This is a genomic window from Microbacterium sp. IEGM 1404, assembly GCF_030056775.1.
Taxonomy (GTDB): Bacteria; Actinomycetota; Actinomycetes; order Actinomycetales; family Microbacteriaceae; genus Microbacterium.
Genome location: NZ_JASHKP010000002.1, coordinates 183,101 through 197,006 on the forward strand (window position 1 = coordinate 183,101; position 13,906 = coordinate 197,006).

The 13,906-nt window shown below is 73.3% G+C and carries 15 protein-coding genes; 11 read left to right on the plus strand and 4 right to left on the minus strand.

Annotation, left to right across the window (positions count from 1 at the left end; all coding sequences use genetic code 11):
- Positions 1-10: 10 nt before the first annotated feature.
- On the minus strand, positions 11-406 hold the full coding sequence (locus QM517_RS06595; protein ID WP_077052270.1) for a TOBE domain-containing protein: 396 nt from the start codon (positions 404-406) through the stop codon (positions 11-13).
- A gap of 70 nt (positions 407-476) precedes the next feature.
- Here QM517_RS06595 and moaA point away from each other — a divergent pair, with 70 nt between their 5' ends.
- From moaA to QM517_RS06625, 6 genes are all read left to right on the plus strand, one after another.
- Positions 477-1,532: a GTP 3',8-cyclase MoaA gene (gene moaA, locus QM517_RS06600; RefSeq protein WP_283286082.1), complete on the plus strand. Its 1,056-nt coding sequence runs from the start codon at positions 477-479 to the stop codon at positions 1,530-1,532.
- A complete protein-coding gene (locus QM517_RS06605) occupies positions 1,529-2,299 on the plus strand; it encodes a HesA/MoeB/ThiF family protein (RefSeq protein ID WP_283286083.1) in 771 nt (256 codons plus the stop codon). Before moaA ends, QM517_RS06605 begins: the two co-directional genes overlap by 4 nt.
- Positions 2,296-3,519, plus strand: a complete 1,224-nt coding sequence (locus QM517_RS06610) for a molybdopterin molybdotransferase MoeA (RefSeq protein WP_283286084.1) — start codon at positions 2,296-2,298, stop codon at positions 3,517-3,519. The genes QM517_RS06605 and QM517_RS06610 overlap by 4 nt, the downstream gene beginning before the upstream one ends.
- On the plus strand, positions 3,516-3,995 hold the full coding sequence (moaC, locus tag QM517_RS06615; protein ID WP_077052274.1) for a cyclic pyranopterin monophosphate synthase MoaC: 480 nt from the start codon (positions 3,516-3,518) through the stop codon (positions 3,993-3,995). The genes QM517_RS06610 and moaC overlap by 4 nt, the downstream gene beginning before the upstream one ends.
- A complete protein-coding gene (locus QM517_RS06620) occupies positions 3,992-4,228 on the plus strand; it encodes a MoaD/ThiS family protein (protein WP_083735174.1) in 237 nt (78 codons plus the stop codon). The genes moaC and QM517_RS06620 overlap by 4 nt, the downstream gene beginning before the upstream one ends.
- 74 nt (positions 4,229-4,302) lie before the next feature.
- The gene (locus tag QM517_RS06625) at positions 4,303-5,022 is read left to right on the plus strand and encodes a hypothetical protein (protein WP_283286085.1); all 720 of its coding nucleotides are present in this window, start codon (positions 4,303-4,305) and stop codon (positions 5,020-5,022) included.
- A gap of 21 nt (positions 5,023-5,043) precedes the next feature.
- Here QM517_RS06625 and QM517_RS06630 read toward each other — a convergent pair whose 3' ends face one another.
- From QM517_RS06630 to QM517_RS06640, 3 genes are read right to left on the minus strand one after another with little or no spacing between them, the layout of a single operon-like run.
- Positions 5,044-5,472 carry a molybdenum cofactor biosynthesis protein MoaE gene (locus QM517_RS06630; protein WP_283286086.1) on the minus strand — a complete coding sequence of 143 codons (429 nt, stop codon included), beginning with the start codon at positions 5,470-5,472 and terminating at the stop codon, positions 5,044-5,046.
- Positions 5,469-5,951 carry a MogA/MoaB family molybdenum cofactor biosynthesis protein gene (locus QM517_RS06635; protein WP_077052277.1) on the minus strand — a complete coding sequence of 161 codons (483 nt, stop codon included), beginning with the start codon at positions 5,949-5,951 and terminating at the stop codon, positions 5,469-5,471. The genes QM517_RS06630 and QM517_RS06635 overlap by 4 nt, the downstream gene beginning before the upstream one ends.
- 9 nt (positions 5,952-5,960) lie before the next feature.
- Positions 5,961-7,583 (minus strand): SDR family oxidoreductase, encoded by a 1,623-nt coding sequence (locus QM517_RS06640; RefSeq protein ID WP_077052278.1) that lies wholly within the window; start codon positions 7,581-7,583, stop codon positions 5,961-5,963.
- A 61-nt stretch (positions 7,584-7,644) separates the two neighbouring features.
- On the opposite strand from QM517_RS06640, the gene QM517_RS18610 reads away from it, so the two are divergent.
- The 5 genes from QM517_RS18610 (at position 7,645) to QM517_RS06665 (ending at position 13,863) form a co-directional block, all read left to right on the plus strand.
- Positions 7,645-8,283 carry a response regulator gene (locus QM517_RS18610; RefSeq protein ID WP_077052279.1) on the plus strand — a complete coding sequence of 213 codons (639 nt, stop codon included), beginning with the start codon at positions 7,645-7,647 and terminating at the stop codon, positions 8,281-8,283.
- On the plus strand, positions 8,280-9,995 hold the full coding sequence (locus QM517_RS06650; RefSeq protein WP_283286090.1) for a hypothetical protein: 1,716 nt from the start codon (positions 8,280-8,282) through the stop codon (positions 9,993-9,995). The genes QM517_RS18610 and QM517_RS06650 overlap by 4 nt, the downstream gene beginning before the upstream one ends.
- Before the next feature lie 11 nt (positions 9,996-10,006).
- Positions 10,007-10,684, plus strand: coding sequence for a GAP family protein (locus QM517_RS06655; RefSeq protein ID WP_283286091.1), 678 nt, complete (start codon positions 10,007-10,009; stop codon positions 10,682-10,684).
- Between the two features lie 8 nt (positions 10,685-10,692).
- Entirely contained in the window at positions 10,693-12,246 is a 1,554-nt protein-coding gene (locus QM517_RS06660) for a carboxylesterase/lipase family protein (RefSeq protein ID WP_283286092.1), read from the plus strand.
- Between the two features lie 135 nt (positions 12,247-12,381).
- Entirely contained in the window at positions 12,382-13,863 is a 1,482-nt protein-coding gene (locus QM517_RS06665; protein ID WP_283286094.1) for an MFS transporter, read from the plus strand.
- The last annotated feature ends 43 nt before the right edge of the window (positions 13,864-13,906 follow it).

The window sequence follows — 13,906 nt, forward strand, 5'->3', positions numbered from 1 at the left end:
TCGCGAGATCTCAGGCGCGGGGGGTCTCGACTGTCACGACCGTCGCCTTCACCGAGGCGACCGCCAGAGCGCCGGGCTCGAGAGCGAGCTCCTCGGCTGCTTCGGCCGACATGAGCGAGACCACGCGGTGCGGACCGCACTGCAGATCGACCTGCGCCATCACCCCGTCGACGCGCACCCGCGTGACGATGCCGACGAACCGGTTGCGGGCGCTCGAGGACACCCCGGTGGGGTCGTCGGGCTCGTCGGCGAGGGCGACGGCGCGGGCGGCGAGCGCTTCGCCGGGGATCTCCGTGGGCGTGGCGCCGGTGGTGGGGAGGAGCCCCTGGTCGATCCAGCGGCGCACGGTGTCGTCGCTCACTCCGAGCAGCCGCGCGGCGGGCGCGATGCGGAAGGTGTTCGGCATGTCATGACGCTAGCGCCGCGACCCCTCGCACAGCGACCCCGGGCCTCCCCCACTCGCCTAGGCTCGACCCATGGATGCCGTGCGCGAGACCGGAGCCCCTCGCGGGGGGGGTCTGCTGGACCGGTTCGGCCGCGTCGCCCGCGACCTGCGCGTGTCGGTGATCGACAAGTGCAATCTGCGCTGCACGTACTGCATGCCGGCCGAGGGTCTGCCGTGGATGCCGCAGCAGCAGCTGATGACCGGCGAGGAGATCGCGCGCATCGTCCGCGTCGCCGTCCGCGCCCTCGGGGCCGAGGAGCTGCGCCTCACGGGCGGCGAACCGCTCGTGCGCAAGGACCTCGAGGACGTCATCGCCCGCATCCGCTTCGATCACCCCGATCTGCCGATCGCGATGACGACGAACGCCGTGGGGCTCGACCGCCGTGCGCGGGCGCTCAAGGACGCCGGGCTCACGCGCCTGAACGCCTCGCTCGACACGCTGCACCCCGAGACCTTCGCCGAGCTCACCCGCCGCCCGCACCTCGACAAGGTGCTCGCGGGGCTCGAGGCGGCCCAGGCCGTGGGCCTCGGGCCCATCAAGATCAACGCGGTGCTCCTGCGCGGGATCAACGACACCGAGATCGTGCCGCTGGTGGACTGGGCGGTGACCCACGGCTACGAGATGCGCTTCATCGAGGACATGCCGCTCGACGGCGACCGGTCGTGGACCGAGACGCAGGTCGTGCCGGCCCGCGAGATCCGCGCCGCCCTCGAGGACGTGTTCGACCTCGCCGCCGACCCCCGCGGTCGGGGCGCGGCACCGGCCGAACGGTGGGAAGTGCGGCGCCGCGGCGACCGCACGCTCGCCGGACACGTCGGCATCATCTCCTCGGTCACCGAGCCGTTCTGCGCCGCGTGCACGCGCACGCGCGTCACCGCCGACGGCCGGGTCCGCTCGTGCCTCTTCTCACACGAGGAGACCGACCTGCTCACGGCGCTGCGCGACGGCGCGAGCGACGCCGACCTCGCACAGATCTGGCGGGATGCCATGTGGCGCAAGCCCCGCGCCCACGGTTCCGACCGCGTCGGGCTGGCACGTGCCGACTTCGTCCAGCCGGAGCGCACGATGAGCGCGATCGGCGGATGATCCCGCTCGTCGAACCGGTGGCCTCCCTCGCCCCCGAAGAACTCATCCGCACGGCCCGGCACGCCGTCCTCGCCGGGATCGGCGAAGAAGGTCAGCGCCGGCTCGCGGCCGCCCGCATCGCGGTCGTCGGCGCGGGGGGACTCGGGTCGCCCGTGCTGCTCGCCCTCGCCGCGGCCGGTGTCGGCGAACTCATCGTGATCGACGACGACGTCGTCGAGCGCACGAACCTGCAGCGTCAACTGATGCACCGCGTGGACGACATCGGCGCGCCCAAGACGTCATCCGCCGCCCGGGCGATCCACGACCTCTCGCCCCTCACGCACGTGCGCGAGGAGAACTCCCGCCTCACCCCCCAGAACGCCCGGGATCTCCTCGGCGGAGCCCACGTCGTCATCGACGGCAGCGATACGTTCGACACCCGCAGCGCCGTGGCATCCGCGACCGACGAGCTCGGGATGCCGCTGGTGTGGGGCGCCGTGCAGGAGTGGTCGGCCCAGGCCACCGTGTTCTGGTCGCGGCCGCCCGAGGGGTACGCGCCGGTGACGCTCGGCGACGTGTTCCCGCCCGACTCGGTCGGTGAGCCGCCGACGTGCGCGCAGGTGGGCGTGCTCGGCGCGCTGTGCGTGCAGGTGGGCGGGCTGCTCGCCACCGAGGCGATCAAGCTGATCACCGGCGCGGGCGAACCACTCCTCGGACGCCTCGTCGTCATCGACGCCCTGCGCTCCCGCCACGACATCGTCCCGCTCGCGCCCCGGAGGACCCCGTGACCGATCTGCTCACCGTCGAAGAGCACCGCGCGCGCGTCCTCGCCGCCGTGGAGCCTCTGCCCGTCGAGACCGTCTCGCTCGCCGAGGCTGCGGGCCGTACGCTCGCCGCCGACGTGCACGCCCGCCACGACCTCCCCGGCGACGACAACTCCTCGATGGACGGGTTCGCCGTGCGTTTCGCCGACGTCGAGGGCGCGGATGCCGATTCCCCCGTGTCACTGCGAGTGGTCGCCGACCTGCCGGCGGGATCCGACGACGATCCGGCGTTCGGCCCGGGCGAAACGGTGCGGATCATGACAGGTGCGCCTGTACCCACCGGCGCCGACGCCATCGTCCCGTTCGAGGACACCACGGGCGGCCTCGCCGACTCGCTCGGCACCGTCGAGGTGCGGCGTGCGCCCGCCGCCGCGGGGGCGTTCATCCGCCGCCGCGGAGGCGACGTGCGCACGGGCGACGTCGTGCTGGCGGCGGGCGAGCGGCTGGGACCGTACGCGCTCGCGGCCGCCGCGGCCGCGGGTGTCGACCGCGTCGAGGTGCGCCGCCGGCCGCGGGTCGCCGTGGTGTCGACGGGAAGCGAACTCGTGCCGCCGGGAATCGCTCCGGGCCGCGGTCAGACGCCCGACTCGAACTCCACCCTCTTGGCCTCCCTCGTCGCGGACGCCGACGCCGAGGTCGTCGTCTCCGCGCAGCTCACCGATGACCGCAACGCGATCGACGCTCTCCTCGAACACGCGGCCGGTGTCGACGTCGTCATCTTCACGGGCGGTGTGAGCGCGGGGGCGTACGAGCCGGTGCGCCAGGCCCTCTCCGAGAGGATCGCCTTCGTGAAGGTCGCGATGCAGCCCGGCAAGCCGCAGGCGTTCGGCGTGCTCGACGACGGCCGCCTCGTGTTCGGACTCCCCGGCAACCCCGTGAGCGTCGCGGTGTCGTTCGAGGTGTTCGTCCGCCCCGCCCTCCTCGCACTCCAGGGCGGCACCGCCGTCGACCGCCGTCGCGCCCGGCTCACCGCGTCCGAGCCGTGGAAGACCCCGCCCGGTCGCCGCCAGTACCTCCCCGCCGCGATCGACCTCGTCGAAGGCACGGTTCGCCCCGCCACCGCGGGCGGCTCCGGCTCGCACCTCGCGGCATCCCTCGCGCGCGCCGAGGCGTTCGCGATCGTCCCGGCCGAGGTGTCCTCCGTCGCCGTCGGCGATCCCGTCGATGTCATGCTGATTCCATGACCTTCACCCACCTGGATGCCGCGGGCCACGCCCGCATGGTCGACGTCACCGCCAAGCAGCCCACCGTCCGCACCGCCACCGCGCGCGGGTTCGTCCGGTGCGCACCCGAGGTGGTCGCCGCCCTCCGCGACGGGACGGCACCGAAGGGCGATGTGCTGGCCGTGGCGCGGATCTCCGGCATCCAGGCTGCGAAGTCGACGCCGACGCTCCTGCCCCTCGCGCACGTGATCGGCGTGCACCGCGCCTCGGTCGATCTCGAGATCGTCGACGACGGCGTCGAGATCGAGGCCACCGTCGGCACCGCCGACCGCACCGGAGTCGAGATGGAGGCGCTCACGAGCGTCTCGGTCGCCGCCCTCGCGATCGTCGACATGGTGAAGGGTCTCGACAAGGGCACGTTCATCGAGAACGTGCGCATCGTCGCCAAGACCGGCGGCAAGTCCGGCGACTGGCACCGTCCCGGGGAGCCCGCGTGAGCGTGCGGGTGCGCTACTTCGCCGCCGCGGCGGAGGCGGCGGGAGCGGATGCCGAGGACCGCGGGGAATCCTCGCTCGCGGCGCTGCGCGCGGCGGTGCTCGCCGACCACCCCGCGCTCGCCGGCATCCTGGACCGCTGCGCCGTGCTCGTCGACGGCGAGCGCCGCGACGACGACGCGCCCCTCGCCGGGGTCGCGCACGTCGACGTGCTGCCGCCGTTCGCCGGCGGGTGACACCTCGGGTGGCCGTGCTCACGCGTCACCCGATGTTCAACCCGTGCCGCATGCATCAGCCGTAGCCTGCTGCCATGGGGAGGATCCTCTTTCGGCCGGCCGTCGATCCGCGCAGGCAGGTGAGTGCGGCCGCATTCCTGCTCGGGTCGGCTGCTCTGCAGTACATCGCCGCAGCCGAACGATGGTTGGTCGCCCCGACGACGTGGACGCGCCGGGATCGCTGGATCGAAGACCATCTCTTCGACTACTCCTACCCCGCCGACCCGTGGGAGAACATCGGGGCAGCCGCGCAGTGGTTCGGGGCGGGATACCTTCTGCTGGCCGCGGGCGTGCTCGTGCTCGTCGGCCAAGGGCACGGCCCCGCACCCGGCCTCTCGAGGATGGCCGCGGTGTCGACGGCGGTGGGCCTCGGCCTCACCGGTGTGCACGCGCTCGCTTCCGGTGTCCTCGGGGCGCCCACGTTCCTCCAGTGGCCGATCATCCTCTTCAGTGTCGTCGCCTTCGCGGGTCTCATCGTCCTCGTCGCGGTGAGCATCCGGTCGGCGCCGGCGACCGCGCTCACCTTTGCGCTGCTGTTGATGACCACCGTGCCGGGATACATCTGCGCCTGCTTCGTGATCGCCCCGGCCGTCGTCGGGAGCTCCTCGTACGACACCACACCGCACACCGAGACGGTCATCGCCGTGGCAACAGCTGCCGCCGCAGTCGTCCTTCTGATCGCCTCGTCGATCTCGGCACTCCGCCGGACGATCGCCCGACGCCCGACCGGCGGGACCCGCCTCGCGGAGGTATGACGCGCGGGCTCAGCCTCGCCGCTACCCGCCGAGACCCTTCCACGCCGTCGTGCCGTCGGCCTCGACCTGGCGCTTCCACACGGGAAGATCGGTCTTGATCGTCTCGATGATGGTGCGGCACACCTCGAACGCCGCCGCGCGGTGACCCGAGGCCACCGCGATGATGACGGCGGCATCGCCCACGCCGAGCCGGCCGACGCGGTGACTCACGGCCACGATCGCGTCGGTGCCCGCGGCCGCGTGCTCGGCGATGCGGTGCAGCGCGGCGGGCGCGTCGGGGTGCGCGCTGTACTCCAGCGCGACGACGGCATCCGTGGCATCCGGGTCGGTGTTGCGGACGCGCCCGACGAACGTCGTGACGGCCCCCGAGGCGTCGTCCTCGACGGCCCGCAGGTGCGCGTCGAGGTCGAGCGGGTCCTCGGACAGCTGGGCGATGCGGACGGCGCTCATGAGTGGTCTCCTCCGGCGAGTTGATCGAGGACGTGCGGGGCCAGCTCGGCGAGAACCGCGATCCCGGATGCCACGGCGCGCGTGGAGCCCGGGAGGTTGACGACGAGGGTCGCGGGGTCGACGATCCCGGCGAGGCCGCGCGAGATCACCGCGAGCGGGGTGTCGGCGAGGCCACGGCGCCGGAGCTCCTCGGCGATGCCGGGGAGCTCCCGATCGAGGACGCGCGCGGTGCCCTCGGGCGTGCGGTCGGTGGGCGCGATGCCGGTGCCGCCGGTGGTGACGACGAGTCCGGCGCCCGTCGCGACCGCTCCGCGCACGGCGGCCTCGACGTTGTCGGCGCCGTCGGGCACGACGACGGGGTCGTCGCAGTCGAACCCCGCCTCGCGCAGCAGCGACACCGCCAGCGGTCCGCCGCGATCCTCGCGGAGCCCGGCGGCGGAGCGGTCGGACACGGTGATCACGCGGGCGGTGTACGGCACCGTCCCAGCCTAGGCGCGCGTGTCGGCCGCGGACGGGATCGTCTCGACCTCGGGAACCTCCGGCGGGATGCGCCCGGCCTTCGCCTTCGGCTCGGGATCGTCACGCTGCACCGACTCGGCGGCCGCGGTGATGCGCCGTGCCATGCCGCTGAAGATGAGCCCGTGGAACGGCAGCACCGACAGCCAGTACAGGCGCCCCGCGAGACCCGTCGGGAAGAAGAGTGCGCGCTGGTCGAACCGCGCCCCCTCGCCCTCGGGGCTCGCGCGCAGCTCGAGCCACGCCCCGCCCGGGACCTTCATCTCGGCGCGGAGGCGCAGCAGGTGACCGGGCTCGATCGCCTCGACGCGCCAGAAGTCGAGCGCGTCGCCGACGGTGACGACACTGCGGCTCCGGCGCCCGCGCGCGAGTCCGACGCCGCCGACGAGGCGGTCCATCCACCCGCGGATCGCCCACAGGAGCGGTGAGGAGTACCACCCGTTCTCGCCGCCGATGCCCTCGATCACCGACCACAGCTGCGCGGGGCTCGCGCTCGTGCGCATGGTGCGCTCGTCGGTGTACACGAGGCGCCCCGCCCATTCGGGGTCGCTGGGGAGCGGGTCGCTGGGGGCGCCGGAGACCTCGGAGTCCTGCCAGCTGGTCTCGATCGCGTCGTCGTTCACGCGGCCGAGCGCGCGCCGGACGGCCTCGCGGTACGGCATCAACCCGCCCTCGGGGCGCGGCACGAGGTCGTCGATCGCGCGGTCCTTCACGACGCAGTCGTTCTGCAGCGACTCCACGAGCGGGCGCGCGATCGACTTGGGGATGGGGGTCACGAGGTTCACCCAGTGCGACGCCAGGCGCGGCGTGAGGACGGGCAGCGACGCGATGGCGCGCTGGTGCAGCCCCGCCTCGAGGGCGTAGCCGTTCATCATCTGCCCGTAGCGCAGCACGTCGGGCCCGCCGATGTCAACGGCACGGTTGACGTTGGGAGCCACGCGCGCGGCGCCGAGCAGGTAGTGCAGCACGTCGCGCACGGCGATCGGCTGGATGCGGTTGCGCACCCACTTCGGCGCCGGCATGTAGGGCAGGACGTCGGTGAGGTGCCGCACCATCTCGAACGACGCCGACCCCGAACCGATCACGACGCCGGCCTGCAGCACGAGCGCGGGCACGCCGCTGGCGAGCAGGATCTCACCCACCTCGACGCGCGAGCGCAGGTGCGCCGACAGCGGCGCGTCGTCGGGGTGCAGCCCGCCGAGGTACACGATGCGGGAGACGGATGCCGCCGCGGCGGCGTCGGCGACGGTGCGCGCCGCGCGACGGTCGGTGTCCTCGAAGTCGCGCCCGCCGCCCATCGAGTGGATGAGGTAGTAGAGCACGTCGACACCGTCGACGGCACGGGCGACCGCCGCCGCGTCGGTCGCGTCGCCCTCCACTGCTTCGACGTCGTGGCCCCAGGGGAACGCCTCGACGCGCCGGGCGTCGCGGGCGAGCACCCGCACCCGGTAACCGGCCGAGAGGAGGCGGGGCACGAGACGCCCGCCGAGATAGCCGGTCGCGCCGAGGACGAGCGCGCGCGGCGCGGACCCGTCGGGGCGGGGCTGCGCGACGAGCGCGGGTTCACGACCGGTGGGGGCGGACAGCTCGCTCATGCCGAAAAGGTACGCCCGGCCCCCGACATCCGAGGGGGCTTGACGTCGATAGTGTGAGTGCGTGGAGACCGCGTGGGTGCGTCGCGTGCTCGTCGTGGAAGATCAACCGGCGATGCGTGTCCTGCTGTGCGACATGCTCGCGCACCGCGGTTTCGAGGTCACCGGCGCGGCCGACGCCGCCGAGGCGACCGGCCTTTTCACGGACACGGATCCCGATGTGCTGGTGACCGACATCGACCTCGGGTCGCGCCCCTCCGGCGTCGAACTGGCCACGATGCTCACCGGTCTCGCCCCGCACCTCGCCGTCGTCTTCCTCAGCAGCTTCCCGGGCGCGGTCGCGGGTGCCGGACGCCCCGGCCCGACCCGCGCGGTGTTCGTGTCCAAGCTCGACGTCAGTTCCGCCGACGTCGTGGTGGATGCCATCGAGGCGGCGCTTCGCACGACGACACCGCCCGCTCCCCCGGTGCCGCAGCGCGCCTCCCCGCTGGCCGGGCTCACCCGCCGGCAGGTCGAGGTGCTCGCCCTCGTCGCACGCGGATGGTCGAACGAGCAGATCGCGCGCGAGCGGGGCACGACGACGCGCGCGGTCGAGCGTGCCGTGAGCCGCATCTTCTCGCGTCTCGGCCTCGGCGCGGCGGGGACGAACCCGCGCGTCCGGGCGAGCGCGCTCTACCTCGCCGAATTCGGCCCCGTCGGGTGAGGACGCTGCTGCGCGCGGTGGACCGCGCGCTCTCCGGCGGCCGGTTCGTCACGCGCTGGACCTTCGTCGCGATCGCCGCGGTGTCGCTGACCGTCCTGGCGCCGCTCCCCGCGGGGCTGTCGCCGGCCGAACGTGCTCTGGTCGCGACGGTGACGGCGGCGATCTCCTGCGCCGTGTGGATCGGGGTGGGGCTGGCCGAGCGCGCCCTCGGCCGCCCGCGCGCACGAGCGTCGCTCGTGGCCGGGGCGCTCGTCGCCACCGCCCTCGGCCGCCCCCTCCTGCTGGACGCGGTCTCGCACGCCGCCGGACTCGCCGTGCTGCCCCCGGCGGATGCTCCGTTGCGTGCGGCCACGAATCTCCTGGTGTGGACGATCGCCCTGGTGGCGACCGCCGTCCTCGTCGACATCGTCCGCTCGACTCGCGAGACCAATGCCCTGCTCGCCCAGGTCCTCGCGCAGTGGGACGACGGCGCTGCGCGCGTGCGCCGCTACACCGCCGAGGCCCGAGCCGCGGTCGCGGCCGTCGCGGACACCCTCGAGACGGCGCGACTGGACACCGTCGCGGATGTCCGCGCCCTGGCATCCGCTCTCCGCACCCACGCGCGCGACCTCTCCGCGCGCGCCGACGAAGCGCCCACGACCCCGTTCGCCGGCGGGCTCGTGGATGACCGCCCGCCGGTGCGGACGCCGCTCTCCCTGCGCCTCCCGCCCATCGGGACGGCAGCGCTGCTGTACGGGGTCGCCGTCCTCCCCTACGCCCTTCGCAGCGTCGCCCCGGGGGACCTCCTGCTCGGGCTGATCGGGGCCCTCGCGTGCGGGTCGGCGGCCGACCTCGTCGCCCGGGTGCCCCCGCTCGCTCGACGTCCCCGGGCCCGGGCCCTCGTCTTCATCGCATCCGCCGTGCTCGTCGGGCTGGCCCTCACAGCCGTCGCGATGCTGCAGGGCGTCACGCTGCCGCTCGCGGCCGTACCCGCCCTGACCTACCCGGCGCTCGCCCTCGCGCTCGCCCAGGGTCGTAGCGGACTCCACCGCCTCCGGGTGGAACGCCGGCGGCTGTCGAGTGCGATCGCGGACCGGGGACGCGCCGACGACCTCGGCACGCGCCGGGTCCGGGCGGGCCTGCACCGCGCTGCCGACCTCGTGCACGCCGACGCCCAGGGCGCGGGGGTGCACTTCACGCTGCGGCATCCGGATGCCGGCCCCGCCGAGGTGGCCGGATTCCGCGCCGGGATGCTTCCGCTCGCGGCCGCCGTGCGGAGCGTGTTCGACACCCCCGGCCCGCGCGCGACCTCCCTCGGCCCCCTGCTCCGGACCTGGGCGGCGGCGATGCCCGTCGACGGTGAGGTCGCCGACGACGCGGCCGCCGCGCTGAACGCCGACCCCGCGCTCGCCGACGATGTCATCGACGTCGTGGCCGAGGGTCTGCTCAACGCCGCCAAGCACGCGCGCGTGCGGACCGCGCGCGTCGAGGTACGTCTCACGGCGACGGCGGCCGGTCCGCGTCTCCGCGTGCGAGTGATCTCGCCGGGCACCCCGGTCGCGGGGGCGCGCCTGAGGCCGGGCTCGCGGGCCGGCCGCCTGGGCGCCCGTCTGGCGGCGCGCGGCGGGGACGCGGAACTCGAAGCGCTTTTCCTGGTCGCCCACGACCCTGCGCCGGCGGGTTCTGTCGTGTGGACCGAACATTCCGGAGATCGGGTCGACCGAAGCGCGTAGCGTCGGCGCCGATGTCCGAACTCTCCTCCCTCCTGCCCCTCGCGGTCGGCATGGCGATCTCGCCGCTGCCGATCGTCGCCGTCGTCGCGATCCTGCTCTCGGCCCGCGGCCGCACCGCTGCGCCCGCCTACACGGGCGCGTTCCTCGCCGTGACCCTCGCGGTGGTGGCCGTGGGCGCGATCACGTCCGCCGGTGCGTCCTCCGCGTCCCACGGGAGCGGGGGCAAGATCGTCGTGCTGATCCTCACGGCGCTGCTCACGGTGGGCTTCGCCGCCTTCGCCCTCGTGAGCTGGCTCGGACGCCCGAAGCCGGGGACCGCGCCCGCGACGCCCGGGTGGCTCGCCGCGGTGGATGCCATCACGCCGGCGCGCGCAGCCGGTCTCGGCCTGCTGATGGCGGCGACCAACAGCAAGAACATCCCTCTCGAGCTCAAGGGCGGCGCGGTCCTGGGCACGGCGCACCTTCCGATGGCGGCGACGGTGCTGCTGTGCGTCGCGCTCGCTGTGGCGGGATCGCTGACGCTCATCGTCCCCACGGTGCTCGCCGCGACCGGGCTCCCCGGCGTCGGTGCGGCGCTGCGCCGCCTCAAGGACGAGATGATCGCCCACAATGCCGTCATCATGACCGTGCTCTTCGCGGTCCTGGCCTCCACCGAGGCCGCCCATCTGATCCGCCAGCTCACCGCGTGAGGACCCCCATGGACGCTCCCGTCACCGTCACCGCTCCCGCCGGAACCTTCCGGGGTCTCCTCGACCGCTCGGTGCTCTCCTGGCGCGGCATCCGTTTCGCCGTCGCCCCCACGGGCGATCGCCGCTGGCGCGATCCCCTCCCCGCCCCGGATGCCGAGGGAGAGGTGGATGCCACCGCCTTCGGCCCCGTCTGTCCCCAGCCCCTGAACCCCGCCGTGCCGCTCGGCGATGCGGCGGTGGAGGACGAGGACTGCCTGTCCCTGAACGTGTGGGCACCGGCCGCCTCGGCGGACTCGCCCCGGCCGGTCATGGTGTGGCTGCACGGCGGCGCCTACACCTTCGGGTCGTCGAGCCAGCCCCTGTACGACGCCACGTCGATGGTGTCCACGGGCGAGGTCGTCGTGGTCACGGTCAACTACCGTCTGGGCGCCCTCGGCTTCCTCGACCTCTCGGGCGCGGTGCCCGACGGCGGCTTCGACGGCAACCTGGCGCTGAAGGACGTGCTGCTGGCGCTGCGCTGGGTGAAGCGCAACGTCGCGTCCTTCGGCGGCGACCCCGACCGGGTCACGGTGTTCGGCGAGTCGGCGGGCGGCGGGCTGGTGACCACCCTCCTGGCGACACCGTCCGCGCGGGGTCTGTTCCACCGCGCGATCGCGCAGTCGTCCCCGGCCTCGAGCGTGTACGGCACGACGCGGGCGCAGAAAGTGGCCCGCAGCTTCCTCACCCAGCTCGGCATCGACCCCGATGACGCCGGCGCGGCCTCCGCCGTCCGCTCCGCCTCGGTCGAGGCGATCGTGGCCGCGGGCAAGGCCGTGTACGCCGAGGTCCCCACCACCGACCCGGGCACCCTCGCGTTCGCGCCCGTCGTCGACGGCGATCTGCTCCCGGAGGCCCCGATCGACGCGCTCCGCGCGGGCCGCGGCATCCCCGTGCCGGTGATGATCGGGACGAACAAGGACGAGGCCTCGTTGTTCTCGTTCATGAAGTCGCCCCTGATCCCCATCACGGGCGACCGGATCGACCAGATGTTCGCCGACATGGCGGCCGAGAACACCGGTGTCGAGCTGCCGACCCGAGAGCAGGTGCTCACCGCGTACGAGCACGTCCGTCACCGCGCGATCGGGCTGGGGGTGGCGCGCGACATCGGCTTCCGGCTGCCCACGCTGTGGGTCGCCGAGGGCCACTCCACCGTCGCACCGGTGTACCTGTACCGCTTCGACCACGCCTCGCCGTTCCTGCGCCTCATCGGCCTCGGTGCCACGCACGCCACCGAGCTGCCCTACCTGTGGGGCAATCTCGTGAGCGGCCCGAAGGACCTCACCTTCCGTCTCGGCGGTCGACGGGTGGCGGAACTGATCTCGGCGCGGATGCAGGCGCGCTGGACCGCGTTCGCGCACGGCGACGAGCCGTCGGCGCCCGATGCCCCCGCGTGGCCGGTGTTCGCCGCCGACGAGGGAGACACCCGCGCGACCCTCGTGATCGACCGCCACGATGTCGTCGTCGACGACCTCGACGGCGAGCTGCGCCGCGCGTGGGGTGACAACATCCTGTCGTTCTCTTGACGCGTGAGTCGCCAGGATTCGTCGCCTGAGGGCCGTCCTGAGCGACACATCCTGGCGACTCACGCGGGCTAACACACCCGGGCGGCGACCGACCTCGACTGGAAAACGCGCGCCGATCGCGGTAGGGGTGGAGGTATGAGCCAGCTTCCCCCCGCGGCATCCGGAACCCCTCGACTCGAGGTCGACGGCGTCATCGTCGTCGACAAGAAGCGTGTGCGCACCGCCATCGGCGGCACCGTCGTCGGCAACTTCATGGAGTGGTTCGACTTCGGCATCTACGGCTACCTGGCCGTGACGTTGGCCGTTGTCTTCACCTCCGACCTGCCCGAGCCGTGGGGACTGCTGGTGACGCTGCTGGGCTTCGCGATCTCCTTCCTCGTCCGCCCGTTCGGCGGGTTCGTGCTCGGTCCGCTCGGCGACCGCATCGGGCGGCAGAAGGTGCTGTTCCTGACGATGGCGATGATGGCCACGGCCACCGCGCTCATCGGCATCCTGCCCACCTCCTCCGCGATCGGGTTGTGGGCGATCGTGCCGCTGTACCTGCTGAAGATGGTCCAGGGCTTCTCGACCGGCGGCGAGTACGCCGGCGCGACGACCTACGTCTCGGAGTTCTCGCCGGATCGCACACGCGGCTTCTGGTCGTCCTGGCTGGACGTGGGCTCGTACGTCGGTTTCGCCGCGGGCGCCTCGGCGGTCGCCCTGACGACCGCGATCACCACCGCGGTCTCGGGCGAGAACGCGATGGTCGACTACGGCTGGCGGATCCCGTTCCTGCTGGCGATCCCCCTCGGGATCGTCGCGATCTACTTCCGCCTGCGCATCCCCGAGACGCCGTCGTTCGAGCAGACGCACGCCGCCGAGGCCGCGCAGGAGACCGGTTCGGACGATCCGATGGCGCGTCAGGGCCTGCGGGGCATCGTCCGCCATCACTGGCGCGCGCTGCTCATCGGCATCGCGCTGGTCGCCGCGACCAACACCGCCGGCTACGCGCTCACGAGCTACATGCCCACGTACCTCGAGAAGGAGGTGGGCATCTCCAACCTCGGCGCGGCGGTGGCCACGGTTCCCGTCCTGCTGGTGATGTCGGCGGCCCTCCCCCTCATCGGCAGGCTCAGCGACCGGATCGGACGGAAGCCCGTCTACGCGATCGCGGCCGGTTCGGCGATCGTGCTGCTCGTCCCCGCGTTCCTCATCATGCAGATCGGCGAGCTGTGGGCCGTGATGATCGCCCTGACCCTCGCGGCGGTGCCGGTGGCGTTCTACGTCGCGATCTCGGCATCCGCTCTGCCCGCCCTCTTCCCCACCGCGTCGCGCTTCGGAGCGATGGCCGTGGCGTACAACATCGCGGTGTCCCTGTTCGGCGGCACGACGCCGCTGTTCAGCCAGGCGCTCATCGAGTGGACGGGCAACACGCTCATGCCCGCGTTCTACATCATGTTCTTCGCCGCGTTGGGCCTGGTGGCGCTGTTCGCGATGCGCGAGACCGCGCGTCGACCGCTGCTGGGCTCGGTGCCCGCCGTCGAGACACCCGCCGAGGCGGAGGCGGTCGTGGCCCGTCAGGACGAAGACCCGCTCATCGACACCTCGACGATGCCGCTCGCCATCCGCCGCGGCTGAGCCGCTCTCCGCGCGAGTCGCCAGGAATCGTCGCCCGCGGGGC

Excerpts from the sequence above, each read along its gene's own strand:
- QM517_RS06640 (WP_077052278.1), bottom strand. The coding sequence starts at position 7,583 with ATGAGCGAGCTGTCCGCCCCCACCGGTCGTGAACCCGCGCTCGTCGCG.
- moaC (WP_077052274.1), top strand. The coding sequence starts at position 3,516 with ATGACCTTCACCCACCTGGATGCCGCGGGCCACGCCCGCATGGTCGAC.
- QM517_RS06660 (WP_283286092.1), top strand. The coding sequence starts at position 10,693 with ATGGACGCTCCCGTCACCGTCACCGCTCCCGCCGGAACCTTCCGGGGT.
- QM517_RS06655 (WP_283286091.1), top strand. The coding sequence starts at position 10,007 with ATGTCCGAACTCTCCTCCCTCCTGCCCCTCGCGGTCGGCATGGCGATC.
- QM517_RS06630 (WP_283286086.1), bottom strand. The coding sequence starts at position 5,472 with ATGAGCGCCGTCCGCATCGCCCAGCTGTCCGAGGACCCGCTCGACCTC.
- QM517_RS06595 (WP_077052270.1), bottom strand. The coding sequence starts at position 406 with ATGCCGAACACCTTCCGCATCGCGCCCGCCGCGCGGCTGCTCGGAGTG.
- QM517_RS06665 (WP_283286094.1), top strand. The coding sequence starts at position 12,382 with ATGAGCCAGCTTCCCCCCGCGGCATCCGGAACCCCTCGACTCGAGGTC.
- QM517_RS06625 (WP_283286085.1), top strand. The coding sequence starts at position 4,303 with ATGGGGAGGATCCTCTTTCGGCCGGCCGTCGATCCGCGCAGGCAGGTG.
- moaA (WP_283286082.1), top strand. The coding sequence starts at position 477 with ATGGATGCCGTGCGCGAGACCGGAGCCCCTCGCGGGGGGGGTCTGCTG.
- QM517_RS06605 (WP_283286083.1), top strand. The coding sequence starts at position 1,529 with ATGATCCCGCTCGTCGAACCGGTGGCCTCCCTCGCCCCCGAAGAACTC.